Here is a 26,997-nt window from a genome sequence, read left to right as displayed (position 1 = left end):
CTAACCTCAAAGCTTCAGAGAACGAAGTCGTAGCGCGTTGCCGATCACGGAAACGGACGAAAGGCTCATTGCCGCTGCGGCGATCATCGGCGACAGCAGCGTGCCGAAGACCGGGTAGAGGACACCGGCCGCCACTGGCACGCCGAGCGCGTTGTAGACGAAGGCGAAGAACAGGTTCTGCTTGATATTGCGGATCGTCGCCTGCGACAGCCGCCGCGCCCGGACGATGCCGTTGAGGTCGCCCTTGACCAACGTGATGCCGGCGCTCTCGACCGCCACGTCGGCGCCGGTTCCCATCGCGATGCCGACATCGGCCGCCGCCAATGCGGGCGCGTCGTTAACGCCGTCGCCGGCCATCGCGACGCCCGCGCCTTTGGCATGCAGCTCATCGATCAGCGTCTTCTTGCTTTCGGGCAGCATGTCGGCCCGCACCTCGTCGATGCCAAGCTTCGCCGCCACCGCCTTCGCGGTGCGCTCGTTGTCGCCCGTCGCCATAATGATCCTGAGCCCGCTGTCGTGCAGCGCGCGGATCGCTTCGACCGTTGTCGCCTTGATCGGATCGGCGACGGCGACGAAACCGGCAAGCCTGCCGTCGGTCGCAACGAACATCACGGTCTTGCCGTCGGACCGCAGCGCATCGGCACGCTCCTTCGCCACCTCCAGGCCGATGCCCAGATCGTCCATAAGCAGCGCGTTGCCGAGCGCGACAGCGCGGCCCTTGACGGCCCCTCGGACTCCCTTGCCGGTGACGGCCTCGAAGTCGCCGGCCTCGCCGATTTCTGCGCCGCGCTCCCGCGCGCCCTCGACGATCGCCTCGGCCAGCGGATGCTCCGAACCCTTTTCCAGACTGGCGGCAAGGCCGAGAAGTTCGGCCTCGGGAAAGCCGTCGAGCCCGACGACATCCGTCAGCTTCGGCCTGCCCTCAGTGAGCGTGCCGGTCTTGTCGACGATCAGCGTATCGACCTTGGCGAAGCGTTCCAGCGCTTCCGCCTCCTTGATCAGCACGCCAGCCTGCGCGCCGCGTCCCGTGGCGGTCATAATCGACATTGGCGTCGCCAACCCAAGCGCGCAGGGACAGGCGATGATCAGCACCGAGACGGCCGAAACGATGGCGAAGACCATGCTCGGCTGAGGCCCATAGATGGCCCAGACGATGAAGGCGACGATGGCGACCAGAACGACAGTAGGCACGAAGTAATAGGAGACGCGGTCGGCAAGTCCCTGGATGGGCGCTCTGCTGCGCTGCGCCTTGGCAACCATTTCGACGATGCGCGACAGCATCGTATCGGCGCCGACCTTTTCGGCGCGGATGACGAGCGTTCCGTTCTTGTTGAGCGTGCCGCCGGTCACAAAGTCGCCTTGCGTCTTCTCGACGGGGACAGGTTCGCCGCTCAGCATCGATTCGTCGACCGAGGAGCGGCCTTCGAGCACCGTGCCGTCGACCGGCACACTGTCGCCGGGCCGCACGCGGAGCCGCTCGCCGGCCTTGACTTCATCGAGCGGCACGTCTGCCTCCGAACCGTCCGCCGCAATTCGCCTGGCCGTCTTCGGCGCCAGGTCGAGAAGCGCGCGGATCGCCGAGCCGGTGCGCTCCCTTGCCTTCAACTCCAGCACCTGGCCGAGAAAGACCAGCGCGACGATTACTGCGGCTGCCTCGAAATAGACCGGAACCGTGCCACCGTGGCCGCGAAACTGGTGCGGGAAGAGATTGGGGAATAACGTCGCCACGACGCTGTAGACATAGGCCGTGCCGACGCCGATCGAGATCAGCGTCCACATGTTCGGACTGCGGTTGACGATCGACTCCCAGCCGCGATGGAAGAAGGGGATCGCCGCCCAGAGCACCACCGGGGTCGCCAGCGCCAACTCAATCCAGGCTGCCGGATGTTCGCCGAGCCAGTCGCGGAACGGCAGGCCCAGCATCGGTCCCATGGTGATCAGAAGCAGCGGGATCGACAGGACGGCACTTACCCAAAAGCGGCGGGTGAAGTCGACGAGTTCCGGATTGGGACCTTCGTCGCCGGTCGGCACGCCCATCGGCTCCAGCGCCATGCCGCAGATCGGGCAGGAGCCGGGCTTGTCGCGGACAATCTCGGGATGCATCGGGCAAGTATATTGCGTGCCCTTCGGCATCGGCTCCGGCGCTGGCTGGCCGCTCAGATATTTCTGAGGATCGGCCTCGAACTTGGCTTTGCACCCGGCGGAGCAGAAGTAAAAACCCTTGCCCTCATGCCGCACGAAATGATTCGCCGTGGAGCGCTCGACTTTCATCCCGCAAACCGGATCGGTTGCATTCAGAAAGGCTTCTGGCTCCTTCTGGAACTTGGTCCGGCAGCCTTCCGAACAGAAATGATAGCTGTGGCCGCCCAAGGTCGCTGACGGCTTTCCCGCCGCTGGATCGACTGTCATGCCGCACACTGGATCGCGAGTGACGACGATTGAGGCAGCGGCCGGCGCGTGCGAGGAACAGCACGAGCCATGCGATGCGTCGGTGTGGGTGGCATCATCGTGACGGTCGATCATGGGGCACTCCTAAATGGGCAACTCCCCTTCCACCTACGGTTTCCAGTTACTGGAAGGTCAAGTGGCTTTCTGCAAAATGATCGCTTACTTCCGCCGCGATATGGCCAGCGTGTCCCCCTGTGGGCTGCCGCAGGATGAGATGGGCGCCCCTTCACCTGCCGCCAGGGCCTTGGCCACTATGCCGCCGACAAGAAAAATTGGACGATTGGTGTGCGTTTAATCGCCGGCGCTAGGCGGCGTTCCTGACAGGCTCGAAATCGATATCGAGAACCGCCTCGAGCTGCCGGTCCATGAAACGCTCCGGTATGCTCTTTACCAGCAAGTTGCGTAGCGGGACGACCAGCGGGTTCTGCCACTGCGCCACTTTCGCATAGAGGCGCGATTCAGCCGCGACCCTATGTGCCCTGCTGAGACGGCGCTTGTCATACTCGCGGATGGCCCGGTCGGTCGGAAGCCGCCCGAACAACGCTGCAAGAACGGCCGCGTCTTCGATGGCAAGTCCGGCTCCTTGTCCCAGATCGGGCGTCACCGCATGCGCGGCGTCGCCAAGCAAAACCGCCCTTCCGTGCGTAAACGAGGGCATTGGATCGAGATCGAGTATATCCGTCCAGATCAGCGCGTCCGCCGGTGTCCGATCAAGGACCTCCGGGACTGGCTCGTGAAATCCGGAAAACATCGCCTGCACTTCTGCAAGATCGGCCTGAGCCAGCTTGGGGTCGTCCCGGTGATTCGCGCCACAGCAAGCAAACCAGTAGACCCTTTCGCCGGGGATCGCGGCCAGGCCGATGCGTTTTCCGGCCCCCCAGCTTTCGGTAAGACGCGTCGGGTCCATTCCTTGCGGAAAACCGGGCGCGATGGCGCGCCAGCAGGTGTAGCGGGCGAAATGCTCGCGCGACTGCGGAGACAGCGCCCTACGAACCGCGGAGTGAATGCCATCGCAAGCGAGCACCAGCTCGCTTTCCACAATCTCCCCATTTACGAAGCGCAGGGCAATATTCTCACCAACCTGCCGTGCATCCACGCATTCCATGTCGGTGCGGATGACAGAACGCGGTAGTTCCGAAAGAAGGGCCTTGTGGAGATCGCCACGGTGCAGCACGGCCATGCTGAGGTGACCATATTGCTGACTGAAGCGCTGAAAATCCGTCGATTGGAGAACTTGTCCCTTGTCGTCGAGAAGGTCGAGTCTGTGTATTGGCTGCGCCTCGGTCACAACCGCTTCATATAGGCCGAGCGTACGAAGGGCACGAAGCGCATTGGCGCTGAGACTGAGACCCGCACCGAGTGGTTTCAGCTCGCTCGCCTGCTCGTAAATCTCGGTCTCCCATCCGAGGAGGCGCAGGCCCTTGGCAACTGCAAGTCCGGCGATGCCTGCACCAATGATGACTGCGCGCATGTTCACGCTCCCTTTCGCCTTTGCCACGCGGCAAAACACTTTGCGAGACCAAAGTGTTCCCGAGGAAACAGGCGGCTAACGCCTTCTCCAATTTCACTCGAAGGGAGGTCTGCGGTGTGGCGTAACCGACGCCCTGGAGCTCTGACGATCGCGTCCGAGATTCGCGAAACCGTGTTACAGGCGTTAAATAACTTCGCATGGACAGGGATATGAGCCAGACGCAGAGTTCCGTCGGCGCTTCGGCTACGGTGGCATTCATCGATCTTGCGGGCTTTAGCGCCATCGCGGACATTTATGGAGATGCAGCGGCAATCGATGTGCTCGAGATTTTCGAGAGCATGGTCCGCGAGGCGCTTGCTGGCTACGAGCCTCCGATCAAGTGGATCGGGGATGAAGCGATGCTCTCGTTTCCGGAGCCGGAGTTAGCGATCCAGGCGCTTGGAACGCTGTTGCAGGCATGCCGGGAAGAACCGCGCCTTCCGCTCACCCGGTCGGCACTGAACCATGGACCGGTCATCCGCAGGGCAGGTGATCTGTTTGGATCGACGGTCAACATAGCGGCACGTATTGCTGCGCTTGCGTCCCCCGGTCAATTGCTTGCGACTCAACCCATTGCCGACGCCGCTGCCGCCAAAGGCATCCTGGTGCGAGATCTCGGAAAGGTGGCGCTGCGGTCGGTAGCTGGCGAAGTTCCCATTTATGAGATCGAACTTGCCCCCTCGCCTGACCCGGCCTGGATCGATCCAGTGTGCAAGATGCATGCTCCGTATGCATCCTATCGACGGGCCGCCCCAGAAGGGCCATGGTTTTGTTCGCCGCGTTGTGAAGAGGCATATCGGAAGTCGCCGCAGACCTATCCATTGGCTCGATGACACGGCTTCCCTAGCTGCCCTGGCGCCCCCTCTCAGTCTATACTCATTGCGCAGGTGAGATATGCTACGGTGCTGGAGGTCGCCGCAGCATGATCCGCTGCCACAAGTGGCACATTGGTGCCGATGAAGCGCACTATCAGAGTTTCGCCGACTTTCATCCTGATCGTGTCCGTCGAAGGATAGGCGCGGCCGTTAATGGTGAAATAGTTCGGCTGTCGGCCGGCGGAAACCACGCGATAATCCTTCCAGCTGCTGGAAGTTCAAGAGTTGCCGTCCAGCCATGGCCGATCGGTCGTTTCCAAGAAGTCACGGAGAATGGGTTCCATGGGCGTTCTCTGCTGCTTGACTCTCAGCTTTTTTCGCGGCAAGTATCGATCAATAGGTCAGACCAATTTACCGATCCGGGATCAGCCAGATGATTCCGTTGAAGTAGAACTGGGTAACAATGCCGATCCAGGCCGTTGAACCGCGTCGACTTTACCGACAGATCGCCGATCAGCTCAGGCAGCTGATCGACGCGGGCGAGTTCGCAGTCGGCGATCGGCTGCCGACCGAGCGCGAGCTGGCCGATCAGCTTGGCATCTCCCGCCCGACCGTCCGTGAAGCGCTGATCGCGCTCGAGGTCGAGGGGCGCATACGCATTCGCGTCGGCTCGGGCATCTACGTCACCGAACCGCCGCGTGCCGAAATTTTGACCGCAGAAATGGATGAAGGCCCGTTCGAGCTGTTGCGGGCACGCGAGTTCATCGAAGGGGCGATCGCCGCCGAAGCCGCCCTCCATGCTCGGCCGATCGACATCGAGCATATGGACGACGTGCTGCGCCGCATGGAGGACATACCTCGCCCGACCAGGATGACGATCGCGCTCGACCGCGAGTTCCATACGATGGTGGCGGGCATTCTCGGAAACGCCGTGCTGGTGCGCTGCATTGGCGAGCTCTTCGACCAGCGCATGAACCCATATTTCGAACGCCTGTCGAGCTATTTCGAGAATAGGGAGTCCTGGCGGGCCGCCGCGGAGGAGCATCGCGCGGTGCGCGACGCGATCGCGGCGCGCGACCCTGAACGGGCCAAGGCCGCCATGCAAGAACATCTGCGTCAGTCGCAACTGAGATTCTCACGCAATTTCGGTGAGAAATCCGCGGCCAGGGAGGTCGCGGGATAGGAGTCAGCCGACCGGGAGGATCCTGTCGGCACCGTCAATCCATTCACAGGGAGGAATATGATGTTGAGGAAATACGTCGTTCTGCTCGGCACGATCGCCGCAATCGCTCTGCCCATGGCTTCGGCCTCTGCACAAACCGCGCTGAAATGGGCCCACGTCTACGAAACGTCCGAACCCTTCCACACCGAGTCGGTGTGGGCGGCAGAAGAGATCAAGAAGCGCACCGACGGCCGCTATACGATCGATGTCTTCCCGGCTTCGCAACTCGGCAAGGAAGCCGACATCAACCAGGGGCTGACCCTCGGCACGGTCGACATCATCATCTCTGGATCGAGCTTCGCCGCCCGCGAATTCCCGCCGATCGGCGTGACCTACTTCCCGTTCACTTTCCGCGACGCCGATCACCTGCTCGCTTACACCAAGAGCGACAAATACAAGGAGTTGACCGGCGGCTTCGAAGAGGCCTCCGGCCATCACATCACCGCGACCACCTACTACGGCACGCGTCACACGACGTCCAACCGGCCCATCGAGAAATGCGCCGACATGCAGGGCCTGAAGATCCGCGTGCCTGATGTGCCGGCCTATCTCGCCATGCCGCGCGCCTGCGGCGCCAACACCGCGCCGATCGCCTTCGCCGAGGTCTATCTCGCCTTGCAGCAGGGCACGGTGGAAGCGCAGGAAAACCCGCTGACGACGATCGACGCCAAGAAGTTCTACGAAGTGCAAAAGCACATTGTCCTGACCGGGCACATCGTCGATCATCTCAACACGGTCGTGTCGCAATCGCGCTGGTCGCAATTGTCGGACGAGGACAAGGCGATCTTCACCGAGGTGATGCAGGAAGCCGCCGCGCGAGCGACCAAGATCATCGTCGATCGCGAGAAGGCTCTGGTTGATACCTTCAAGGAGCGCGGTCTCACCGTTACCGAAGTCGATCGCGCCGATTTCGAAAAGAACGTGATGGAGAAGGTGACGTTCGAGGAGTTCGGCTACCGCAAAGAGGATTGGGAGGCGATCCGCGCCGTCAAGTAACCCGCATCGATCCGGGCCCGGCGCGACAAGCGCGTCGGGTCTGTCGAGCCCGCTGTCCAACAGTGCCCGGAGCTTGCCGATGACCGAAGAGGTCCACACCCAGGTTACAGCCGAAGAACTGGCGCATGCCTTCGAGGAAGAAGCGCCGCCCATCGATCTGTCGCGATACGCGGTGGAGGACTGGGTCACGCTCGCCGTGTTCTGGGGCATGTCGTTCTGCGTGTTCCTGCAGTTCTTCACGCGCTACGTCATGAACAACAGTTTTGCCTGGACCGAGGAGATCGCGATCAACTGCCTCGTCGTCGTGGTCTTCCTGGGCTCGGTGATGTGCACGCGCACCACGCGCCACATCCACGTCGACGTGCTCTATCACTATCTCCCCGCTGGGGCGGGGCGCTACCTGGCGCTCGCAGTCAATGTGATTACCATCTGCTTCTTCGCCTACATGTCCTGGCTTCTCTGGCGCTATGTCGGGATCGTCCACCGCGAGCGGATGGTCACCATCAACCTGCCGCGCAACGTCGTCTTCTACGCCGTCTTCGCCGGTTTCGTGCTGATGATGCTGCGCGCCATCCAGGTCTTCATCGGCAACATTCGCCGTGGCTACTCGGCGCTCGAGCGCCCCGCCGCGTTCGACGGATTGGGGGAATAGGCCATGCTGCTTCTGATCGGAGCCTTTCTCGTCCTGATGCTGGTCGGCGTGCCTGTCGCTGTGTCGATGGCGGTGTCGTCGCTGCTCTATCTCGTCTTCTATGGCGTGGCGCCCGACATCATCGCCGCGCAGCGCATGATCGCCGGTGTCGAGAGCTTTCCGCTGCTTGCCGTGCCGTTCTTCATCTTTGCCGGCAACCTAATGAACATCGCCGGTGTCACCGGGCGAATCTATTCCTTCGCGCTGGCGCTTGTCGGCTGGATGAAGGGCGGCCTCGCGCAGGTGAACATCATCGGATCGGTGGTCTTCGCCGGCATGTCGGGCGCAGCCCTTGCCGACGCCGCCGGCATCGGCACCATTGAGATCAAGGCGATGAAGGACCATGGCTATCCCGTGGAGGCGGCGGTCGGCGTCACCGCCGCCTCCTCGACGCTCGGCCCGATCTTCCCGCCGTCGCTGCCCTTCGTCATCTACGGCATGATGGCCAACGTCTCGATCGGCGCGCTATTCATGGCCGGCATCCTGCCCGGCGTCGTCATGACGGCGCTGATGATGGTGACGGTCGCGATCTTCGCCCACCGCCGGGGCTGGGGTTCGGACACACCGTTCAAACTGAACCGGCTCGCCGCCGCCTCGATCGAGGTCGCCGTCGTGTGCTGCTTTCCGCTGGCCGTCTATGTCCTTGTCCAGATGGGACTGTCGCTCAACATCGCCGTTGGAATCGCGCTCGTCGTCCTGATCGCCTGCGACTGGTATTTCGACTTTTCCGCCGTCATGGCGCTGATGACGCCGATCATCCTGATCGGCGGCATGACCATGGGCTGGTTCACCCCGACCGAAGCGGCCATGGCCGCCGTCATCTGGTCGTTGTTTCTCGGGCTCGTGCGCTATCGGACGATGACACTCGCAGCCCTCGCCAAGGCCAGTTTCGACACGATCGAGACGACCGCGTCGGTCCTTTTCATCGTCACCGCAGCGTCGATCTTCGCCTGGTTGCTCACGGTCAGCCAGGCGGCGCAGCTGTTCTCGGTCTTCATCACATCGCTGACCGAAAACAAATGGGTGTTCCTGATCCTGGTCAACATCCTGATGCTGGTAGTCGGCTGTTTTCTCGACACGATCGCCGCCATCACGATCCTCGTGCCGATCCTCCTGCCGATCGTGGTCCTCTACGGCATCGACCCTGTGCATTTCGGTCTGATCATGACGCTCAATCTGATGATCGGTCTGCTCCATCCGCCGCTCGGCATGGTGCTGTTCGTCCTCTCGCGGGTCGCCAAGCTGTCGGTCGAGCGTACGACCATGGCAATTCTGCCCTGGCTCGTCCCGTTGATCGTCGCGCTGATCCTGATCACCTTCATCCCCGCCATCTCGCTGTGGCTGCCGACGCAAATGGGGCTGATCCGTTGATCGACCGTGCAATCGCCGCAACGCTGTTCGGCCCCGAGGATCTGCGCGTCGTCGAGCACCCACTCGGCCCCCTCGCGCCCGGAATGGTGCGCGTGCGCTTCGGCGCCGGCGGCATCTGCGGTTCCGACCTGCACTATTTCCGCCACGCGCGGACCGGCGATTTCGTCGTCACATCGCCGCTCGTGCTTGGCCACGAGGTCGCCGGAGAGATCGTCGAGATCAACGCGGACGCGCCAGGACTTGCCGTCGGTGATCGCGTGGCGGTTAACCCGTCGCGCTGGTGCGGACAATGCGCGCGATGCGCGGAGGGCCGCGCCAATCTCTGTGAAAAAATCTATTTCATGGGCTCGGCGTCGAAAACGCCGCACATGCAAGGCGGTTTTGCCAGCCTGTTCGATGCCACGCCGGCGCAATGCGTCAAGGTTCCGCATGCTGTCGCCTACAAGGCGGCGGCACTCGCCGAACCGCTCGCCGTCAGCCTGCATGCCGTGGCGCGGGCCGGCGACATTGCCGGCCGCAACGTCATCGTGATCGGTGCCGGCCCCATCGGGCTCCTGACCATGCTCGCCGCCCGGCTCAAGGGTTGTGGCGAGCTCACCGTCGCCGACATAGCCACGGCGCCGCTCGCCTTCGCCAGCAAACTTGGAGCAAACAGGACGATCAACCTGTTCGGCGGCGATGACGAGCTCAAGGCGCTCGCGGCCGACAAGATGATCGATGTCGCGTTCGAGATTTCAGGCACCGCCGCGGGTCTCGCAGCTGCGATCGCCAGCGTCCGGCGCGGCGGCACGGTCGTTCAGGTCGGCAATCTGCCGGGTGGTCAGATCCCGGTGGCCGCCAATGCGGTGATGGCCAAGGAAATCAATCTGAACGGCACGTTTCGTTTCGGCGCAGAATTCAACGAGGCGGTCGACCTCATCGTCAGCGGGGATATAGATGTCCTGAAGCTGGTGACCGCCGAACGCCCCCTCTCCTCGGCCCGCGATGCGTTTGCCTTGGCCGCCGACCGCTCGCAGAGCGTCAAGGTGGTGCTGACCGGCGACTGAGGCGCTTTTTTCCCGGCGCCAGGGCGGTCCCGGTAGGGCGAAATGACACTCTAAGCGTTCTGCTCCTTCGGCCACGAAGTAAGCGATGTGCTGCTCACACAAGGGCGGAATATTTCCATCGCTCGGTATCAACTACCATCAGCGGCAGAGCGCTATGGCAACTGTGCCGACACCGACTGTCGACTTGGCCGAAAGTGGCTACTCCGCAATGTCCGTTTCGCATCGACACCTCGATCTATTGCCAGGACTCCGGTTCGGTATTGTGTAGCTCAATCAAGCGCTCGCACCCGCCAAGCTCCTTCGATGTGCTCATGGCCCAATCTTTCGCCTGCTGCTCAGTTAGAGACAGGCTTGGGTCTCCGCTCTGCGCCAATAGCGACAAGTTGCCCCCCTCCAACCTACCGATCGACATTTCGACATCCTGATAAATCTCTGTCTCAGGGCCGCAGCCTTGCCTCTTCAAATAGCCGAGAAACTTCGGCCTCATCGGGGCAGGTTCGGCACCACAGTATTTTTCGGCAAGCGCATACATTGTTAGCGCGTAGCCAATGCCCATAAAACGCGTCTCAATCTCTTCCCCAGGCGCAAAGCCGTTTCTACAAAACGGTGGCGACTGCCCGTAAGCAACCGTCACCAATAAACAAGACAGAGCGATCGCGCTAATAATGCGAAACATGCAATCTCCTCAAAGAAGAGCATGACTATGCTAAGCCCGAGGTGTCCGTAATCGGCCGTCAGGGTCTTCCAGGACGACAGCAATAAGTCGATGCCGTCTCCCATGTGCCTGTCCAATCACCGTTGTATGGCGGAAACCGGCCAATCCCGTCGTGTGAACGTTGCCATAGCGCTTGGCGTGTCATTCGCCCCATACCGGAATCGAGCCCCACCAGCTGTCATCAACCGCTCGAGACTCAGCGCGCCGGCCCGGATTCCTTCCTGTCGGCCTGCTTGCTCGCCCGCGCAAACTGCAGCCCGGCGACGCCAGCGGTCGCAGCGAGCGCCAGGCCGATCGGAATGAGGCTCGAGGGCTGGTCGGCCTTTCTGAGCACCGCCACCACGTCATACCCGACATCCAGCCCGATGCGCTTGGCGTAGGATCCGAAATCGACATTGCTGATCATCAGCGCGTCGCCCGCTTGCGTGATGGTAAGGCCGATGCCGCGCAGCCGCTCCAGCGGCTCGCCCGGCTCGCCGAGCGGCACGTTGACCGTCTTGCGGACATCCTCGCCCATGAGGTCGACGCCCTCGACGACGAAATTGATGCGGCCATCCGCCGGCGTCTGCGCCACCGCCGACAGGAACTCGCTCGCCGGCAACTCCTCGTAAGGCGGCGACACCTGGTTGAGCCACCAGTCCGGCCGAAACAGCGTGAAGCAGATGAGCAGCAGCGCCGCGCTTTCCCACAGGCGGCTTTTCGTCACGAACCAGTTCATGGTTGCGGCCGAAAACAGCAGGATGGCGATCAACGAGACCGTTGCCACCCAGATTGTCTGGGGCCAGGTGTCGACTCCGATCAGCAGGATCGCCGGATTGAAGATGAAGACGAACGGCAGGATCGCCGTGCGCAGCGAATAGAGGGCGCCCTGGAAACCGGTGGCGATCGGATCTTCCTTGGAAATCGCCGCCGCCGCGAACGCTGCCAGCCCGACGGGCGGGGTGATGTCGGCCATGATGCCGAAGTAGAAGACGAACAGGTGGACCGCGATCAGCGGGATTGGCAGTCCGGCCTGCGCGCCGAGATCGACCACGACCGGGGCCATCAGCGTGGCGACCAGAATGTAGTTTGCGGTGGTCGGGATGCCCATGCCGAGCACAAGGCTGATTGCTGCGATGAGGATCAGCATCAGGATGACATTGCCGCCGGAGATGAACTCGACGAGTTCCGTCATCATCAGGCCGAGACCGGTCAGCGTGATCGTGCCGACGACGATGCCGGCGGTGGCCGTGGCGATACCGATGCCGATCATGTTGCGGGCGCCGAGCGCCAGCCCGTCGATCAGATCGTCCCAGGCAGCCCGCACTGAGGCGGCCAGATTTTCTTTACGGAACAGCGCCATCAGCGGCTTGCGGGTGGCGACGATACCGAGGATTGAAACGGTCGCCCAGAACGCCGAAAGGCCGGGCGACATCTGCTCGACCATCAGGCACCACAGAAGCACCGCGATCGGGATGAGGAAGTCGAGCCCGGTCCGCGTGACGTCCCAGGCACGCGGCAGTTCGAGGATTGGCGCGTTCGGATCGTCGAGCGCGAGGTCCGGATAGCGCGAGGAATACCAGACCGAGGCGACGTAGAGAGCGACGCCGGCGAGCGCGAGCAGCGGCGGCGCGGCCCCACCGAAGACAGCCTGGATAGCAACGATGCCGTAATAGACGATACAGACGGCGAGAATGGTGCCCGATAGTCCCAGCCCCATCCGCAGCATCCGTTCTCTTGCCGGTGTCGGACGCTGTGGGATCGTCTTCAGGCCCATCTTTATCGCTTCGAGATGAACCATGTAGAGCAGCGCGATATAAGAGAAGACCGCCGGCAGCAGCGCGTGCTTGACGATCTCCGAATAGGGAATGCCGACATATTCGACCATCAGGAAGGCGGCCGCGCCCATGACCGGCGGCATGATCTGGCCGTTGATCGAGGCTGAAGCCTCGATGGCGCCCGCCTTGACGCCGGAAAGGCCGGTGCGCTTCATCAGCGGGATGGTGAAGATGCCGCCTGAAACCACGTTGGAGACGGACGAGCCGGACACGACGCCGTTGAGGGCCGATGAGACTACAGCGACTTTCGCCGGGCCGCCGCGCAGATGGCCGAGCAGCGCGATGGAGATCTGCATCATCCAGTTGCCCGCGCCTGCCTTTTCCAGAAGCGTGCCGAAGAGGACGAACAGAAAGACGAAGCTCGTCGACACGCCGAGCGCAATCCCGAAGACGCCTTCGGTGGTCAGCCATTGATGGTTGAGAAACTTGGTGAGCGATGCGCCGCGATGCTGAATCACGTCCGGCATATACTGGCCGGCAAAGGTGTAGAAGATGAAGACGCATGCCACGACCACCATCGGCAGGCCGAGCGCGCGGCGCGTCGCCTCGAGAAGCAACAGGATGCCAACGGTTCCGGTAACGAGATCGAGCGTGGTCGGCTGCCCTGGCCGTCCGGAAAGCTGGACGTAAAAGAGAAAAAGGTAGGCGCCGGCAAACCCGCCGACCACGGCCAGCACCCAGTCAAGCAGCGGCACACGATCGCGGGGCGAGGATCTCAGCGCCGGATAGGCGAGGAAGGTCAAGAACAGCGCGAAGCCGAGATGGATGGCGCGCGCTTCCGTATCATTGAGGATGCCGAAGCCGAACACGAACGGCAAAGGCGAAGCGTACCAGAGCTGGAAAAGCGACCAGGCGACTGCAACCCACAGCAGGATTCGCCCAACCGTGCCAACCGGATGCCGGCCACCCGTGTCGGCCTCCGCGACAAGTTGTTCGAGCTCTTCGAGATCGACGCCGGCCGGTTGTGCCTTCACTTCGCTCATGACGTCGTCTCCTGTTGCGGATAACCCCGGCGGATCCGCTGGACCCGCCGGACCGTCGTCAGGTCACGAAGCCTACTTCAACCAACCCTTCTCCTTGAAGTATTTTTCAGCGCCCGGATGCAGCGGCGCGGAATTTCCTTCCGCAACCATCTTGGCGGGATCGAGATTGGCGAAGGCCGGATGCAGCGACTTGAACTCGTCGAAGTTCTCGAACACCGCCCTGGTCAGTTGGTAGACGCTCTCATCGGGAACCTTGGCCGAAGTGACCAGCGTGGCGAGCACACCGAAAGTCCCGGTATCGTCGGGATTGTTTGCATAGAGCCCGCCCGGAATGATCGCCTTGGCGTAGTAAGGATTTTCTGCGACCAGCTTGTCCACGACTTCCCCGGTCAACGGCACCAGCTTGGCGGCGCAGGTGGTCGTCGGATCCTGGATGTTCGCTGAAGGATGGCCGACGCCGTAGAAGAACCCGTCGATCTTGCCGTCGCAGAGCGCCGGGCCGTGCTCGTCAGCCTTCAGCTCCGATGCGAGCGAAAAGTCGGCCAACGTCCAGCCCATCGCGCCGAGCAGACGCTCCATGGAAGCGCGCGTCCCGGAACCGGGATTGCCGACGTTGAAACGCTTGCCCTTGAAATCCTCGAATTTCGTCACGCCAGCATTGGGATGCGCCAGCACCGTGAACGGCTCCGGATGGATCGAGAAGACCGCGCGCAGGTCGGTATGGGGGCCACCGTCTTTGAATGATTCCAGCCCCTTGTAGGCGTTGTACTGGACGTCCGACTGGGCCATGCCGAAGTCGAGTTCGCCTTCCTTGATCGTGTTCACGTTGAATGCCGATCCGCCAGTCGATTCGACCGAGCAGCGGATGCCGTGTGTCTTGCGATCCTTGTTGAGCAACCGGCAGATAGCGCCGCCGGCGGCATAATAGACGCCGGTGACGCCACCGGTCCCGATGGTAACGAAATTCTGCTGCGCCATTGCGCTGGCCGAAAACAGCAGTGCCGCCGACAAGGCGGCAATCTGCGCTCCGAGGCGTGCAGTCCGGGCATGTTTCATCTGGTTCTCCCTTGGTACTTTGCGTGCCGTCGCGGCCGTCCGGTGTTATGGTGTCAAGGCACGTCGATGCATGCTACGATTGTTGCGCTTTATCAATCAAGGGAAATGCTTGTTACAATGGACAGTCGGGAGATGGGTTTCGACGCGCTTTTGGCGCGCATACTGACCGATCTCCCCGGATTGAGCTCGGAACTGCGCAAGGCGGCGCGTTTCCTGGTCGATCATCCCGACGAGGTGGCGCTGGTGTCCATGCGGGTGCTGGCCTCGCGGTCAGAGGTGACACCGACGACCTTCGTGCGACTGGCGCGGCGACTGGGTTTTGGCGACTGGGCGGCGCTGCGCAAGCCGTTCGAGGACCGGCTGCGCTCCGGCAAGGCGCCTTTCGCGGCAAGGGCCGATGCGCTTGTCAGGCGCAGGTCGGAAGCGATCTTCGCCGAATCGCTGAGGACGACGGTGGCCAATCTGGCGGCCGCCGAAGCGGTCAACGGCAGCGAAGAAATCGCAAGGGCCTGCGCGATACTTGAGAAGGCTCAGCGCATACGTGTCGCCGGCTTCCGAAGCTGCCGCGCGCCCGCCCACGCGCTCGTCTATCTCTGCCGGATGTTTCGGCGCGAGATCACGCTGCTCGGCGGCGACGGCGGTGCGATCGAGGCGGAACTCGCAGCGCTTGGAAAGAAGGAAGCGGTCGTCGCGATCGGCTTTTCACCCTATTCGCGTGAACTCGGGCCGGTGGTGGAGGCTGCGCAACGACACAGCGTTCCGATTGTCGCGATCGTCGACAGCATGGCCGCTCCGATCGCGCGGCATGCGCAGGTTGTTTTGCGATTCTCTACCGACAGCCCGTCCTTCTTCCCATCGGTAGCCGCAGCCATGGCTATCGTGGAAGCGCTGGCCGCAACGATGCTGGCGCGCAGCGGGCCGGCCGCCGCGGCTCGCGTCAGGGAGACGGAATTGGAGTTACAGGCGTTCGGCGCCTATCTGCCGGAATGAAGGCCGCTGGCTATGCCACCGCAGCGTCTATCGCGTCGCCGAGCCGTTCAACAACCGCGTCGATCGCCGCGGCGTCTATGATGAAGGGCGGCGCCAGCAGCACATGATCGCCGCGCACGCCGTCGATCGTGCCCCCTGCGGGATAGACCAGCAGTCCGCGCGCCATCGCTTCGCGCTTGATCTTCGCATTGAGCTTCCGCTTCGGTTCGAAGGGCGCCTTGGTCGAGCGATCCTCGACCAGCTCTACACCCATGAAAAGGCCACGCCCGCGGATGTCGCCGATATGGGCATGGTTGCCGAACCGTTCGCCCAGCCGCCGCGAAAGATGCGCTCCCATCGCCCGGACATTGGCAAGCAGATCGTCGCGATCGATCACCTCCTGGACGGCGAGCGCCGCCGCGCAAGCCATCGGATGGCACATATAGGTGTGGCCGTGCTGGAAGAAGCCGGAGCCTTCGGCGAAAGCGTCGAAGATGCGGCGCGAAAGCAGCACCGCACCGATGGGCTGGTAGCCGCCACCGAGGCCTTTGGCGATCGTCATCAGGTCGGGCGCGACGCCGTCCTGCTCGCAGGCGTGCAGCGTCCCGGTGCGGCCCATGCCGCACATCACCTCATCGAGGATGAGGAGTACACCGTAGCGGTCGCAGATTTCACGGACATGCCTGAAGTAGCCGGGAACCGCGGGCACAGCTCCTGCTGTCGCGCCGACCACCGGTTCCGCGACGAAGGCCATGACAGTGTCCGGACCGAGTTCGAGAATTTTATTCTCGAGCGCCTGGGCGGCGCGCAGTCCGTAGGCCGCCTCGCTCTCACCGGCTTTCTGGTAGCGGTAGGCATAGCATGGGTCGACGTGATGCGTGTCGATCAGCAAAGGGCGGAATTGGGCGCGGCGCCACTCATTGCCCCCGGCAGCGAGAGCGCCGAGCGTGTTGCCGTGATAGCTCTGGCGGCGGGCGATGACGTTTCGCCGGTCTGGCCTGCCGGTCTCGACGAAAAACTGCCGTGCCATCTTGAGCGCCGCCTCCACCGCTTCGGAGCCGCCGGACACGAAGTAGGCGTGGCTGATACGTTGTGGCGCGCCGGCGACGAGCTTGTCGGCCAATGTCTCGGCCGGCTGGTTGGTGAAGAAGCTGGTGTGGGCATAGGCGAGCTTGTCGGCCTGCGCATGGAGCGCGGCCGTCACCTCGGGATGGCCGTGGCCGAGGCAGGAAACCGCCGCACCGCCTGACGCGTCGATATAGGCGCGGCCATCGCGGTCGAACAGTTCGATGCCCTTGCCGCCAGCCGCGACGGGCAGGCTCGCGTGGATCTGGCGGTGCAGGATGTGTGTCATGCCTTCCCCGATTGACGATGGCGCGATTTGCAGCGAACCTATCATGCAACATATGTTACACACTGTGCAATACTGAAACAATTGGACTGAGCCTATGACCGTCGACAGGGACGCGACCCGCCCCGGACTTATCGCACCGACGGCAATCGCCGTTGCGCCGAATGGTGGACGGCGTGGCAAGCAAGACCACCCTGCCCTGCCGATCGGCCCCAAGGAATTGGCCCGGACCGCCGCCGCCTGCCTCGAGGCCGGCGCCGCCATGATCCATACCCATGTCCGCGACCGCGACGGCGGCCATTTGCTCGACGCGCACGCTTATCGCGAGACGACGAAAGCGATACGTGATGCGGTGGGCGAGCGGCTGATCATCCAGATCACCAGCGAAGCGATCGGCCGCTACCAGCCGGCCGAGCAGATGGCGGTGGTGCGCGCTGCCCGCCCTGAGGCGGTTTCGCTGGCGCTGCGTGAACTGGTGCCGGACTCCGCCCATGAGACCGATTTCGCGCAGTTCCTGGCGTGGTTGAAGAGCGAGCGGATCGCCCCTCAGATCATCCTTTACGCGCCCGAAGAGGCGTCGGCCCTGGCCGCCATGCAGCAGCGCGGGCTGGTGCCTTTCGACGACATCCCGGTGCTCTATGTGCTCGGCCGCTACACGCCGGGACAGGTTTCACGACCGCCCGATCTGCTGCCCTTCCTTGCGCAGGACCGCCCGCGCTTCGCGCACTGGATGGTCTGTGCCTTCGGTCGGCAGGAAACCGCTTGCGTTGCGGCCGGTGCGCTGCTGGGCGGTCATGCCCGCGTCGGCTTCGAGAACAATTTTACCCTGGCCGACGGCACGACTGCCAAGGACAATGCCGCGCTCGTGACAGCGACCAGAGGCGCTCTGACTGCTTGTGGCGTCAGGATCGCCCAAGCCAACGACCTGCGCGCCGCTTGGTCGATCCAGGGCTAACCCTCGCCCGCACGCCTCTTCGGTCCGTCACATTTGTCGAAAATCTCTTTGCTACGCTGCAACCGAACTTTTTGACTGACGTTAGGGTTGCAGTGGCGCTGGGGAGGCCTTTATGCAGACGTACCTCGTCGAACAAATGGAGGGCGATGACGTGATTACGGTGCGTGTCATCAACGCGCCGAGCCCCTTCAAAGCCGCCGCCATGTCGACAGATCGCCATGTTACGCTGCGAAGGTGGGAGAAGGATTGGATCCGAGTGACCGACGAGAACCGGGGACACATCTTTGCATACAGCTTTATCTCCGACGCAAACCCAGACAACAGCGGGCTTGTAATAGCACCGAATAAATCAAGGAAAGCTCAAAAAGCTGATCAGGGACGCGAGTAGGCGCCACCTTTTTTGCTTTTTGCTGGAGCGCGCCAGAAGCGTGAACACCGCGAATTGAGCCAGCCGTTGCGGCATGGCTGACGCTCACGGCGTAGTATGTCCCACAACCACCCTTCCCTCGCCGGCTTCGTTCGTGACGGCCCGGATCCCCTCGAAGGACTTGGAGCGCTCCAGCAAACGCATGACCTGCCGATCCTGGCCGAGACCGACCTCGAAGAGCAGGATGCCTCCGCGTCGCAAGTAGCGCGGCGCGTCCGTGATCACCCGCATATGGATGCTCAGGCCGTAGGGGCCGGCTGCAAACGCTTCACGCGGCTCGAGCTCGGTCAGATGCGCGCGGTCGCCCTCGAGCCGCTTTTCCGAAATGTATGGCGGGTTGCAGACGATCACGTCGATCGTGCTGTCGAGTTGCAAGCCCGAGAAAGCACTGAACAAGTCACCCCTCAGCACCGACACGCGATCTGCCATCTCGTGATGGGCGACGTTGCGGCGCGCGACCTCGACGCATCCATCGGTGAGATCGCTCGCCCAGACTTGCGCGGCAGGAGCGTAATGCGCGATGGCGCAGGCCAGATTGCCGGCCCCGCAGCACATGTCGACGACCCGCGGCGCCGACGGGTTCATTTGCCGCAGAACATCAAGTGCTGTCGTGCCGAGCAACTCCGTCTCCGGCCGGGGAACGAGCGCACCGGGCGCGATGAGCAACTCCAGCCCCATGAAGATGGTTCGGCCTCTGCGGTAGGCTTCGGCGACACTGATCTCTTCGCTCACGACAGCTCCCTCCTGTCTTGCCGGCCGCAGTGCCCGACAATTGAGTGGAAGTTAAATCACTAAGTTGCCGATCGACAATCGAAAAACACGCCTCGCCATGGGCATTTGCGATCGCGAGTTATCGGCATCGTCTCAAAGGCGTTGGCACATGGTCCTGGAGGATAGGAACAGAAGATTCGACGTGCTCAGCGGCTCGCGTCGACAGGGTTCAAAAAAAGAGGAGCCTTACCTGCCTTTTAGGATTATATTAGCAATCTGGGCTTGCGGTGTTGGGGCACCGCTGGCGTTGACTGGATGAATTGACGAGTGATTGGCCACGACTCCAAAGGCCGGTGACCGTTCAATCCATTCAGGTTTCGTTGGGGTAGTTCAATGTATCGAATCGTCATCGCCGACGATCACGGCCTGTATCGTCGTGGCCTGCGCTTGGCTCTGAGCGCAGGCATTCCAGGTGTGGAGATATTTGAGGCGTCGTGTTTCGACGCCGCGCTCAGTCTGCTGGCCGAGCAGGCGTCCGTTGATCTTGCGATCCTGGACCTGAACATGCCGGGATTGTTCAATCAGGAAGTGCTCAGCGGCATTCTATCGGCTTATCCGGATACTCGATTTGCCATCGTTTCCGGAAACGATTCACGCTCGGAGATACTCACGGCTCTGTCGATCGGTCTCCACGGCTATATCGTAAAATCGCAAAAAGACGAGGAGGTCGTTATGGCCGTCAACGAAATCCTCTCGGGCCGCATCTACGTCCCTGCACTTCTGTCGCGCCCCGGTGCTGCGCAAACAACTCACGTACCTGCTCCCGCCGAACCTGTCCCGCAGCGACGTACCACCACCGGCAATCTTGGCAGGCTGACCTCGAGGCAAAAGGAGGTCCTCAAGCTGATGGCGGAAGGGTATTCGAACAAGGAAATCGCGCGCGATCTGGAGATCGCCGAAGCGACGACGAAAATCCATGCCGCTGCGGTTCTGCGTGAGCTTGGGGTGCGGAATCGGACGGAAGCGGCCGTTATGCTGAAGACATGGTTAACGAGGGATATCAATTAATTAGAGCGATACGTTCTTTTGATACGCAAGGGGGCGTTGTTGTTAACGCTTTCCGATCTTGGCCCGCTGGCGTCAAGGGCCGATTTCCTTGCGCGACAGCCGCAGCGAATAGCGCAGCCCGTGATCCGTCATTTCCACCTTGGGGGAGTGACCGACAAGCGGCGCCCCATCCACTCCGATTATCATTGAACCGAAACCATGGCGGACAACTTTTGAAGGCCGCCGCCGCCCTGATTCCACCCAATCGAACACGATGTCACCGCCCGCATCTTCCGATGCGAACGTCCAATTTACCTCGACCCGGCCCTTTGAATCGCCAAGCGCTCCATGTTTCAAGGAATTGGTCGCAAGCTCGTGAACAATCATCGCAAAGCTCTCGGCCGCGCCTCCCGACATCGTAACCGAGGGACCGCTGACAGATATTTCGCGTGTCCCCATATACGGTTGCAACTCCTGGGCAACGAGATCGTGAAGCATCCCCGACCCGCTGCTGTTGCCCGAAAGCAGCAGATGCGTTGCCTCGAGCGAACGAATCCTGTCGATCAGCGTCTCCTTGTACCTGGCGACATTGTTCTCGGGAACATTGACCATGTTCACCAGTGCCGTGATCACCGGGAACAAGTTGATGAACCTGTGGCGTTGCTCGAGCATGATGCGCTCCCGCTTCTTTGCCGCGGCACGCAGCAGCGTGGTTTGCCGTCGCTCGGTCAGGTCGGCGGCCACGCCGAGCCGCTGGAGACGATCATCGTATTTCTCTTCCCTTCCGCGCAGAGCAACCCAGCGGATATGTCCGTCCGGTCGTCGGACGCGAATCTCGACGTCGTAGTTGGTGACCGACGCGAGCTTTCTCGATACAGCCAGCTTTGGCCAGTCCGCCGGATGAACGACGGCCGACAGTTCCTCCAACCGGCGGCTTCCGGCCGGGGGCAGTCCGAGAATGTCCCAGAACGCGCCCGAACCGGTGACGATGCCGTCTTTAAGGTCGATCCGCCAGGTGGCCAGGCGTCCAGCAGACAAAGCCAGATCCAGCCACTCCTTCTGAGCCCGAAGCGCTTCGTGCACGGCTCGTCGTTCCGAGATATCGTCGACCACCACGAAAATGGTCTCTGAGAGAACCCCGTCGGGCACGGACAAAGACAGCGTTAGCCGCGCCCAGAATGCCGAACCGTTCTTTCTTGACAGACGCACCTCCGAAACGAACGAAGCAGAGTCTTTGCCCAGGCCAGCCAGCAATTGCGCCAAGGCATCACGGTCGTCCGGGTGGACGAGCGTCTCCAGCTGCAATTGGGCAAGCTCGTCCTCCTCGTAGCCTGTCATCTCGCTGAGGCGTCTGTTGGATTGCAGCAGCTCACCTTTCTCGTTGGTGTTTGCGAACCCCATGGCGGCGCGCTCGAAAGCCCAACGGAAGCGGCTTTCGGTTGCTTCGACGGCAGCGAGCCTGGCTTCGGCTACCTCCAGCAGCTCACGCACGTCCTGCCGCAGCCGATGGAATGTCATGGCAATCACGCCACCGGAAATCAGCAGCAGAATGGCGCGCGCCCAGTCTTCGCCGGAGATCTGACCATGCAGGGTGCTTCGTGTCCACAAGCCGGCAGCCACCATCAGGATTGTCGCCGCAAGCGCAGGACCACGGTCTTCAAGGTAGGAAATGATAATGATAGCTGGAATAAATTCCAGGAAACTCGACCCTTCTCCGATGTATGCTGACGCTTTTGTTTCAAATATCAGCGTAGCAGCCAGCACCGATGCGGAGGCAATGTGAGTTAGCAGTCTGCCCGTTGGGTTCAAATCAGACCTGCGCGACTGCCAGTTCATCGACATAGACTACTACCTTTTGACTAGGCCATCGAGACTAGAGCAAAAAACGTACAACCTAGTCCGACTGCGGGATTGCCATACCACTATCACAGCGCGCATTTTATCAAACAGGGGCGAACAGAACTCATCAGAATATAACGAGTTTCAAGATAGTAGGGAGCGCATTTTTTGCGAGCCCTGCGCAAGAAGACTGTTCGTAAATCCCGGGCAAGTTACTACGGGCTGATGGACCTTTGGGGAGGTTGGAAAATGACTATGATCGATAGATACAGTGATGCCGTTGCGGGCGACCGGTACATCACGACAGGAGCCAAGTATAATCCTGACGCGCAGGTGACGCGGCCCTCATATGCTTATCCTTTAGCTCGTGCATCAGATCGGCCGCAGACAGGGGGCGACGAACCAAGGAGACGCAGCCTGGAATCCGTCACCGGCATGCTTGATCGCCTTGGCTGTGGTTATCTCGTACTAGACCGCGACAGAAAAGTAATCGAATGGAACGCGGCCGCTCTAACCACGCTGGAGCGCCCCACGCCGGAGCGCCCCACTCTGGAGCACAAAGGCGAAGCGGCTGATACAGCCAGTGCGCTTTCGGCAGCCCTAAGGCAGCTGGTCGCAAATGTTCCGGCGCCTTTCCTGCCGGGCTCCCTTTCCTGGGTGGTGATCCGCAGCACAGGTGACAGGCCGGTGGTACTGAAAGAGAACGGTCTTATCGCCCCCGACGGAACCAGCATCGTGGCATTGCTTGGCCGTGTGAACAGGTCGGGGCCAAACCCTCAGACACTGCAAAGGATGTTTGGCTTGACGAGCGCGGAAACGCATCTGGCTCTGCGTTTGGCTCAGGGCGATGCGCCTTTGGAGATCGCCCGCAGTTGGCGGCTCAGCCGCACCACGATCCGCTCACAGCTTGCGTCGCTGTTCGCCAAGACCGAAACGAGACGTCAGGCGGAACTGGTGGCTCTTCTGGGACGCATTTCGGTCTTGCCATGATTTTGGGGTCGGCCTGGATCCAGGCGCCCGGGCATCCTGCGCACCGACGCAGATCGCCGCTGTCGCGGCGACGCTGCTCGCCAACTGGGCTGGTCGGTAAACTGGCACCTGGGAGCGCAGGCGTCTATCGCCTCGGCGTGTATGCGCTGTCTATCCTTTCGCCGCGTATCGGCAGCGCTATGTCGTTATCCAGGAGCCGGGTGATCCGGGCAAAGCCCTTAAAAGCCTTTCTTGCTTCCTCGGCAGACATCTGACCTGCCAGTGCCGCAGCGCAGCAGTTCAGGGCGCATTGATACACCGGGCCGCGCCTACCCTTCGGCCAGTGGCGCAAAAACGTCATCGCTTCGCTGACATTGTCGATTTCTTCCACAGGCTCTCCGTGCCCGCGCGCAATTCGCACCGGCGTAAAGAATTCCAGGCGATTCATCTTTTCCTCCCGTCGATCGCGATGCGTTCGATCGAACCTAGTTAAATTCACGGCCAGCCAATTGGTTCCCGGCAAAAACGCCCACGGCCTTGATAAACAACGTCGGGCCGGCTGGGTGAATCGCCAGTCATCGCCCGTCTTCTTGCCGTTGCGGAACGTTCGGGGGAGTGGTGCATTTCGACATCAGCGATGATCTTTCTGGGAATACCCAGTCTATGAAAATAGCCCATGTGGCGCCGCTCCACGAATCCGTGCCGCCTCGGCTCTATGGAGGCACGGAGCGCATTGTCTCCTATCTGACTGAAGGGTTGGTCGAGCTAGGCCATGACGTAACTTTGTTCGCCAGTGGCGATACAAGGACCTCGGCAAAATTAGTGCCGTGCCGCGAGCGTGCGCTGCGTCTTGACCCAAGCCCGCTGAAATCCGAGACAGCCGCGCACCTTTCGATGCTTTCCGAGGTGAGGAAACGAGCTCAAGAATTTGATATCATTCACTTCCACCTCAGCCATTTCCTGCATTTTTCCTTCTTCGAGCACATCCATGAGCGGACGGTTACGACGCCGCATGGCAGGCTTGACTACGTCGATCTGGCGCCGGCCTATGAGCGTTTTCCGCGCTTTCCGATGATCTCCGTGTCCGGCAGCCAAAGGACGGGGCTGGCCGACGCCAACTGGCTGGCGACGATCCACCACGGGCTACCGACCGAACTCTACAAGCCGGTTTTCGAGCCGAGCCCAGGGGAGCCCTACCTCGCCTTCCTTGGCCGGATGTCGCGCGACAAGCGTCCGGATCGTGCCATCGAGATCGCGCTGCGCTCGGGGCTGAAACTGAAGCTTGCAGCAAAGATTGGCGACGACGACCGGGCTTATTTCCGCAAAATGGTCGAGCCGCTGGTCGATGGTGATCGTGTCGACTATGTCGGCGAGATCGAGGAAGACAAGAAGGCGGAATTCCTCGGCAACGCGGCCGGCCTCGTGTTCCCGATCGACTGGCCGGAGCCGTTCGGTCTTGCCGTCATAGAAGCGATGGCCTGCGGCACGCCGGTGATCGCCTGGAAATCCGGCGCCGTGCCGGAAATCGTCGACCAGGGCGTGACCGGTTTTATCGTGGATTCCATGCAAGGCGCGGTTGCCTCAGTGCCCGACCTGCTGCGGCTCGACAGGCGGAAGGTGCGAGCTGTCTTCGAAAGGCGGTTTTCTGCCAAAAGAATGACCCGTGACTACGTTTCCGCCTATGCGCGCCTGATCGGCGCCTCGGCCGAAGCAAGAGCGTCGTGAGCGCATTACCCAGGGGGCGAAACGAGAGGGATATGTAGAGAATGGCCCAACTCGACGAGCGCCAGCTTGATCCCGCGGTAGCACTTGCGTCCCTAGACGCCACCACACCTCGAGAGCCGCATCGGCTGTTCGCCCTCAAGCAAGGCGATTGTTTTGCCGTGTCCGACGCCTACGGCGATATCCGCGGCGCCGGCGACGGTTTCTTCCGTGACGACACGCGCGTGCTTTCCGAATTCCGGCTGACCGTCGGCGACCGGCAGACATCGCTGCTCGGTGCGTCGCTCAGCCAGGACAATGTGCTCTTCACCTCCAACCTGACCAATCTGCCGATGCAGAGCGTCCGCGGCCGGGACATTCCGCAGGGCGCGATCCATATCGAACGCGTCAGGCTGCTTTGGCAGGACCGGCTGTTTGAACGCATCACCCTTTCCAACTACAGCCAGGAACAGTCCAACATCCGCGTTTCGCTGTATTTTGCCGCCGATTTCCGCGACATGTTCGAAGTGCGCGGATCGACAAGGCTGAAGCGCGGCATGGCCCATGCTGCCAAGACGGATGCGACCTGCGTGCTGCTTCGCTACGACGGGTTGGACGGGCTGGCGCGAATATCGGCGATATCGTTCTCGCAGGCGCCAGACCAGCTGACGGGCGACCGAGCCGACTTCCTGATTGCCGTGACGAGGCGCAGCAGCAAGGTGCTGTATGTCGAAGTCGGTCCCGAAGTGGCGGAAACGCCGAACCGCGATCGCTTCCGCGCCGCCGCGGCCCGGGCTCGTTTCGGCATGCGGGCCAAGCGCCGCCATGGTGCTACGATGCACAGTTCCGGGCGCGTCTTCAACGATTGGGTCGAGCGCGCCCGCGCGGATGTGGCGCTACTGACCACCGAGCTTACGACCGGACCCTACCCTTATGCGGGCATTCCTTGGTTTTCGACGGCGTTCGGCCGCGACGGCGTGATCTCCGCCTTGCAGATGCTGTGGCTCAACCCGGGCTTGGCGCGAGGCGTGCTGGCGTTCCTTGCCCAGCACCAGGCGACGGAGACATCGCCGTTCAGTGATTCGCAGCCGGGCAAGATCATGCACGAGACCCGCAAAGGCGAAATGGCGGCGCTGCGGGAACTCCCCTTCGGCCGCTACTATGGCGGTGTCGACACGACGCCACTCTACGTCCATCTCGCCCGCGCCTATGCAGACCGTACCGGTGACATGGCGTTCGTCGACCGCCTGTGGCCGTCGCTCTGCGCTGCGGCTGAATGGATCGAGGAGGCAAGCCGGCCGACCGGCTTCGTCACCTATCAGCGTGCCGCCGAGTCCGGCCTCGCCAACCAGGGATGGAAGGACAGTGGCGATTCCGTCTTCCATGCCGACGGCCGAATCCCCAAGGGACCGATCGCCCTGGTGGAGGTGCAAGGCTATGCCTTTGCCGCGTTCCGGGGGTTGGCGGCGCTCGCCCGTCGCCGCGGCGAGATCGACAGGGCCGATCATTGGGAGAGCAGCGCCGAGGCCATGCGCGCCGCTGTCGAACGCCATTTCTGGCTGGACGACCTCGGCTTCTATGCCTTGGCGATCGACGGTGCCGGCGAGCCCTGCAAGGTGCGGACGTCTAATGTCGGCCACCTTCTCTATGTCGGCCTCCCCGCGCCGGCACGGGCGCAGATGGTCGCCGACCAGCTGCTTTCGGCGTCCTTCCATTCGGGCTGGGGGCTGAGGACGCTCGCTGACGATGCTGTGTTCTTCAACCCGATGTCATACCACAACGGCTCGATCTGGCCGCATGACACCGCCATGTGCGGCGCCGGTCTGGCACGCTTTGGCGAGCGTGAAAGCGTGATCCGGCTGATGAGCAGCACCTTCGAATCGGCTGTCCATTTCAACATGCGGTTGCCCGAACTGTTCTGCGGCTTTACCCGCGCGCCGGGCGAAGCGCCGATCGCCTATCCCGTCGCCTGCCTGCCGCAGGCGTGGTCGGCTGGGTCTGCCTTCATGCTGATGCAGGCCTGCCTCGGCCTCGAGATCGACGGCTGGGACGGCGAAATCCACGTCACCCGTCCCAGGCTGCCGATTGGTATCGACACGCTCACGCTGAGGCATCTTGGCGTTGGCACCAGGAAGGTGGATCTGACATTCCAGCGTGTCGGCGATAGGGTCGTCGCCTTTCTCGCCGAGCGGCATGAGGGGTTAGTGCCGCTCGTCGTGCGGACCTAGTTTGGCTTTTCGCTTGGAGCCGACCGCGGGGCTGCAATTAGCGGAACCGATGGCCCCCCTGAGCGTTCCGACGCACGGCAGCTGATTGGCGGCTGCGAATTCGAAAAACAGACAAAATGGCCACCGCCCG

At 62.0% G+C, this 26,997-nt stretch carries 23 protein-coding genes; 13 read left to right on the top strand and 10 right to left on the bottom strand.

What is annotated here, in order from left to right; genetic code table 11:
* Nucleotides 1-6: 6 nt before the first annotated feature.
* Nucleotides 7-2,523, bottom strand: a complete 2,517-nt coding sequence (locus AC0L15_RS15020) for a heavy metal translocating P-type ATPase (RefSeq protein ID WP_287249248.1) — start codon at nt 2,521-2,523, stop codon at nt 7-9.
* Nucleotides 2,524-2,752: 229 nt separating this feature from the next.
* On the bottom strand, nt 2,753-3,919 hold the full coding sequence (locus AC0L15_RS15015; protein WP_287064501.1) for an FAD-dependent monooxygenase: 1,167 nt from the start codon (nt 3,917-3,919) through the stop codon (nt 2,753-2,755).
* Nucleotides 3,920-4,128: 209 nt separating this feature from the next.
* On the opposite strand from AC0L15_RS15015, the gene AC0L15_RS15010 reads away from it, so the two are divergent.
* Nucleotides 4,129-4,791, top strand: a complete 663-nt coding sequence (locus AC0L15_RS15010) for a hypothetical protein (RefSeq protein ID WP_287249252.1) — start codon at nt 4,129-4,131, stop codon at nt 4,789-4,791.
* Between the two features lie 32 nt (nt 4,792-4,823).
* Here AC0L15_RS15010 and AC0L15_RS15005 read toward each other — a convergent pair whose 3' ends face one another.
* Complete coding sequence (locus AC0L15_RS15005) at nt 4,824-5,024, bottom strand: cupredoxin domain-containing protein (RefSeq protein WP_287249253.1); 201 nt, start codon at nt 5,022-5,024, stop codon at nt 4,824-4,826.
* A 212-nt stretch (nt 5,025-5,236) separates the two neighbouring features.
* Here AC0L15_RS15005 and AC0L15_RS15000 point away from each other — a divergent pair, with 212 nt between their 5' ends.
* From AC0L15_RS15000 to AC0L15_RS14980, 5 genes are all read left to right on the top strand, one after another.
* Nucleotides 5,237-5,956, top strand: a complete 720-nt coding sequence (locus AC0L15_RS15000; RefSeq protein WP_091593871.1) for a FadR/GntR family transcriptional regulator — start codon at nt 5,237-5,239, stop codon at nt 5,954-5,956.
* Nucleotides 5,957-6,016: 60 nt separating this feature from the next.
* Entirely contained in the window at nt 6,017-6,991 is a 975-nt protein-coding gene (locus AC0L15_RS14995; RefSeq protein WP_287249254.1) for a sialic acid TRAP transporter substrate-binding protein SiaP, read from the top strand.
* 79 nt (nt 6,992-7,070) lie between these two features.
* Nucleotides 7,071-7,643 carry a TRAP transporter small permease gene (locus tag AC0L15_RS14990; protein ID WP_287064496.1) on the top strand — a complete coding sequence of 191 codons (573 nt, stop codon included), beginning with the start codon at nt 7,071-7,073 and terminating at the stop codon, nt 7,641-7,643.
* A gap of 3 nt (nt 7,644-7,646) precedes the next feature.
* Nucleotides 7,647-9,053, top strand: coding sequence for a TRAP transporter large permease (locus AC0L15_RS14985; protein WP_287249255.1), 1,407 nt, complete (start codon nt 7,647-7,649; stop codon nt 9,051-9,053).
* On the top strand, nt 9,050-10,099 hold the full coding sequence (locus AC0L15_RS14980; RefSeq protein WP_287249256.1) for an L-idonate 5-dehydrogenase: 1,050 nt from the start codon (nt 9,050-9,052) through the stop codon (nt 10,097-10,099). Before AC0L15_RS14985 ends, AC0L15_RS14980 begins: the two co-directional genes overlap by 4 nt.
* A gap of 235 nt (nt 10,100-10,334) precedes the next feature.
* On the opposite strand, the gene AC0L15_RS14975 is transcribed toward AC0L15_RS14980, so the two are convergent.
* The 3 genes from AC0L15_RS14975 to AC0L15_RS14965 form a co-directional block, all read right to left on the bottom strand.
* A complete protein-coding gene (locus tag AC0L15_RS14975) occupies nt 10,335-10,775 on the bottom strand; it encodes a hypothetical protein (protein WP_287249258.1) in 441 nt (146 codons plus the stop codon).
* A 235-nt stretch (nt 10,776-11,010) separates the two neighbouring features.
* Nucleotides 11,011-13,614: a TRAP transporter permease gene (locus AC0L15_RS14970; RefSeq protein WP_287249259.1), complete on the bottom strand. Its 2,604-nt coding sequence runs from the start codon at nt 13,612-13,614 to the stop codon at nt 11,011-11,013.
* Between the two features lie 72 nt (nt 13,615-13,686).
* Nucleotides 13,687-14,670, bottom strand: a complete 984-nt coding sequence (locus tag AC0L15_RS14965) for a TAXI family TRAP transporter solute-binding subunit (RefSeq protein ID WP_023798563.1) — start codon at nt 14,668-14,670, stop codon at nt 13,687-13,689.
* A gap of 117 nt (nt 14,671-14,787) precedes the next feature.
* On the opposite strand from AC0L15_RS14965, the gene AC0L15_RS14960 reads away from it, so the two are divergent.
* Nucleotides 14,788-15,660 (top strand): MurR/RpiR family transcriptional regulator, encoded by an 873-nt coding sequence (locus AC0L15_RS14960; protein ID WP_287249260.1) that lies wholly within the window; start codon nt 14,788-14,790, stop codon nt 15,658-15,660.
* Between the two features lie 10 nt (nt 15,661-15,670).
* On the opposite strand, the gene AC0L15_RS14955 is transcribed toward AC0L15_RS14960, so the two are convergent.
* Entirely contained in the window at nt 15,671-16,993 is a 1,323-nt protein-coding gene (locus AC0L15_RS14955) for an aspartate aminotransferase family protein (protein ID WP_287249261.1), read from the bottom strand.
* Nucleotides 16,994-17,087: 94 nt separating this feature from the next.
* Between AC0L15_RS14955 and AC0L15_RS14950 the strand changes: the two genes are divergently transcribed.
* Nucleotides 17,088-17,945, top strand: coding sequence for a beta-keto acid cleavage family enzyme (locus tag AC0L15_RS14950; protein WP_473496537.1), 858 nt, complete (start codon nt 17,088-17,090; stop codon nt 17,943-17,945).
* 112 nt (nt 17,946-18,057) lie between these two features.
* Nucleotides 18,058-18,333 (top strand): hypothetical protein, encoded by a 276-nt coding sequence (locus tag AC0L15_RS14945; RefSeq protein ID WP_287249263.1) that lies wholly within the window; start codon nt 18,058-18,060, stop codon nt 18,331-18,333.
* 84 nt (nt 18,334-18,417) lie between these two features.
* On the opposite strand, the gene AC0L15_RS14940 is transcribed toward AC0L15_RS14945, so the two are convergent.
* Entirely contained in the window at nt 18,418-19,104 is a 687-nt protein-coding gene (locus AC0L15_RS14940) for a N5-glutamine methyltransferase family protein (RefSeq protein WP_473496536.1), read from the bottom strand.
* Nucleotides 19,105-19,476: 372 nt separating this feature from the next.
* Between AC0L15_RS14940 and AC0L15_RS14935 the strand changes: the two genes are divergently transcribed.
* Nucleotides 19,477-20,151, top strand: a complete 675-nt coding sequence (locus tag AC0L15_RS14935) for a LuxR C-terminal-related transcriptional regulator (protein ID WP_287064488.1) — start codon at nt 19,477-19,479, stop codon at nt 20,149-20,151.
* Nucleotides 20,152-20,223: 72 nt separating this feature from the next.
* Here AC0L15_RS14935 and AC0L15_RS14930 read toward each other — a convergent pair whose 3' ends face one another.
* On the bottom strand, nt 20,224-21,972 hold the full coding sequence (locus tag AC0L15_RS14930; RefSeq protein WP_287249266.1) for a PAS domain S-box protein: 1,749 nt from the start codon (nt 21,970-21,972) through the stop codon (nt 20,224-20,226).
* A 246-nt stretch (nt 21,973-22,218) separates the two neighbouring features.
* Here AC0L15_RS14930 and AC0L15_RS14925 point away from each other — a divergent pair, with 246 nt between their 5' ends.
* Nucleotides 22,219-22,959, top strand: a complete 741-nt coding sequence (locus tag AC0L15_RS14925) for a helix-turn-helix transcriptional regulator (protein ID WP_473496535.1) — start codon at nt 22,219-22,221, stop codon at nt 22,957-22,959.
* A 124-nt stretch (nt 22,960-23,083) separates the two neighbouring features.
* On the opposite strand, the gene AC0L15_RS14920 is transcribed toward AC0L15_RS14925, so the two are convergent.
* On the bottom strand, nt 23,084-23,386 hold the full coding sequence (locus AC0L15_RS14920) for a DUF982 domain-containing protein (protein ID WP_287064485.1): 303 nt from the start codon (nt 23,384-23,386) through the stop codon (nt 23,084-23,086).
* Nucleotides 23,387-23,601: 215 nt separating this feature from the next.
* Between AC0L15_RS14920 and AC0L15_RS14915 the strand changes: the two genes are divergently transcribed.
* Together AC0L15_RS14915 and AC0L15_RS14910 are read left to right on the top strand one after the other, a co-directional pair.
* Nucleotides 23,602-24,663: a glycosyltransferase family 4 protein gene (locus tag AC0L15_RS14915; protein WP_287249270.1), complete on the top strand. Its 1,062-nt coding sequence runs from the start codon at nt 23,602-23,604 to the stop codon at nt 24,661-24,663.
* 41 nt (nt 24,664-24,704) lie between these two features.
* The gene (locus AC0L15_RS14910; RefSeq protein WP_287249272.1) at nt 24,705-26,867 is read left to right on the top strand and encodes an amylo-alpha-1,6-glucosidase; all 2,163 of its coding nucleotides are present in this window, start codon (nt 24,705-24,707) and stop codon (nt 26,865-26,867) included.
* The last annotated feature ends 130 nt before the right edge of the window (nt 26,868-26,997 follow it).

It is taken from the genome of Mesorhizobium sp. WSM4846 (assembly GCF_055811415.1).
The sequence above is the reverse complement of the archived record's forward strand: the minus strand, read 5'-3'. Positions and strand labels throughout refer to the sequence as shown.

What these genes read in the sequence shown, in the direction of transcription:
- AC0L15_RS14915 (WP_287249270.1), top strand. Translation starts at nt 23,602, where the DNA reads ATGAAAATAGCCCATGTGGCGCCGCTCCACGAATCCGTGCCGCCTCGG.
- AC0L15_RS14955 (WP_287249261.1), bottom strand. Translation starts at nt 16,993, where the DNA reads ATGACACACATCCTGCACCGCCAGATCCACGCGAGCCTGCCCGTCGCG.
- AC0L15_RS14990 (WP_287064496.1), top strand. Translation starts at nt 7,071, where the DNA reads ATGACCGAAGAGGTCCACACCCAGGTTACAGCCGAAGAACTGGCGCAT.
- AC0L15_RS14960 (WP_287249260.1), top strand. Translation starts at nt 14,788, where the DNA reads ATGGACAGTCGGGAGATGGGTTTCGACGCGCTTTTGGCGCGCATACTG.
- AC0L15_RS14935 (WP_287064488.1), top strand. Translation starts at nt 19,477, where the DNA reads ATGTATCGAATCGTCATCGCCGACGATCACGGCCTGTATCGTCGTGGC.
- AC0L15_RS15020 (WP_287249248.1), bottom strand. Translation starts at nt 2,523, where the DNA reads ATGATCGACCGTCACGATGATGCCACCCACACCGACGCATCGCATGGC.
- AC0L15_RS14945 (WP_287249263.1), top strand. Translation starts at nt 18,058, where the DNA reads ATGCAGACGTACCTCGTCGAACAAATGGAGGGCGATGACGTGATTACG.
- AC0L15_RS15000 (WP_091593871.1), top strand. Translation starts at nt 5,237, where the DNA reads ATGCCGATCCAGGCCGTTGAACCGCGTCGACTTTACCGACAGATCGCC.
- AC0L15_RS14925 (WP_473496535.1), top strand. Translation starts at nt 22,219, where the DNA reads ATGACTATGATCGATAGATACAGTGATGCCGTTGCGGGCGACCGGTAC.
- AC0L15_RS14985 (WP_287249255.1), top strand. Translation starts at nt 7,647, where the DNA reads ATGCTGCTTCTGATCGGAGCCTTTCTCGTCCTGATGCTGGTCGGCGTG.
- AC0L15_RS14920 (WP_287064485.1), bottom strand. Translation starts at nt 23,386, where the DNA reads ATGAATCGCCTGGAATTCTTTACGCCGGTGCGAATTGCGCGCGGGCAC.
- AC0L15_RS14910 (WP_287249272.1), top strand. Translation starts at nt 24,705, where the DNA reads ATGGCCCAACTCGACGAGCGCCAGCTTGATCCCGCGGTAGCACTTGCG.
- AC0L15_RS14965 (WP_023798563.1), bottom strand. Translation starts at nt 14,670, where the DNA reads ATGAAACATGCCCGGACTGCACGCCTCGGAGCGCAGATTGCCGCCTTG.
- AC0L15_RS15010 (WP_287249252.1), top strand. Translation starts at nt 4,129, where the DNA reads ATGAGCCAGACGCAGAGTTCCGTCGGCGCTTCGGCTACGGTGGCATTC.
- AC0L15_RS14970 (WP_287249259.1), bottom strand. Translation starts at nt 13,614, where the DNA reads ATGAGCGAAGTGAAGGCACAACCGGCCGGCGTCGATCTCGAAGAGCTC.
- AC0L15_RS15015 (WP_287064501.1), bottom strand. Translation starts at nt 3,919, where the DNA reads ATGCGCGCAGTCATCATTGGTGCAGGCATCGCCGGACTTGCAGTTGCC.
- AC0L15_RS14950 (WP_473496537.1), top strand. Translation starts at nt 17,088, where the DNA reads ATGACCGTCGACAGGGACGCGACCCGCCCCGGACTTATCGCACCGACG.
- AC0L15_RS14975 (WP_287249258.1), bottom strand. Translation starts at nt 10,775, where the DNA reads ATGTTTCGCATTATTAGCGCGATCGCTCTGTCTTGTTTATTGGTGACG.
- AC0L15_RS14995 (WP_287249254.1), top strand. Translation starts at nt 6,017, where the DNA reads ATGTTGAGGAAATACGTCGTTCTGCTCGGCACGATCGCCGCAATCGCT.
- AC0L15_RS14930 (WP_287249266.1), bottom strand. Translation starts at nt 21,972, where the DNA reads ATGTCGATGAACTGGCAGTCGCGCAGGTCTGATTTGAACCCAACGGGC.